Below are 496 nucleotides of genomic sequence, written 5' to 3'. Positions count from 1 at the left end.
CGTCATAAGACGCCCCAGCGTCGCCATAGTGCGTTCACCGAATACGTGCGCAACAACCGTCTTCCGGAGACTGTCATACGCGTAAAACAGCCAGCGCTGGCGCGATTTAGCCCCGACATAGCCCCACTGTTCGTCCATTTCCGCGCAGACGATGACGTCACTGCCCGGCTGTATGCGCGAGGTTACCGACTGCGGCCTGAGTTTTTTAAGTGACGTAAAATCGTGTTGAGGCCAACGCCCATAATGCGGGCTGTTGCCCGGCATCCAACGCCATTCATGGCCATATCAATGATTTTCTGGTGCGTACCGGGTTGAGAAGCGGTGTAAGTGAACTGCAGTTGCCATGTTTTACGGCAGTGAGAGCAGAGATAGCGCTGATGTCCGGCGGTGCTTTTGCCGTTACGCACCACCCCGTCAGTAGCTGAACAGGAGGGACAGCTGATAGAAACAGAAGCCACTGGAGCACCTCAAAAACACCATCATACACTAAATCAGT

General features: G+C 54.4%; 1 pseudogene. It reads right to left on the bottom strand.

The window, feature by feature from the left end:
• A pseudogene (locus OR16_RS42475) lies at positions 1-458 on the bottom strand (IS1-like element IS1A family transposase); the annotation flags it as partial.
• Between the last annotated feature and the right edge of the window lie 38 nt (positions 459-496).

It is taken from the genome of Cupriavidus basilensis OR16 (genome assembly GCF_000243095.1).
Lineage (GTDB): Bacteria > Pseudomonadota > Gammaproteobacteria > Burkholderiales > Burkholderiaceae > Cupriavidus > Cupriavidus basilensis_D.
The sequence above is the reverse complement of the archived record's forward strand: the minus strand, read 5'-3'. Positions and strand labels throughout refer to the sequence as shown.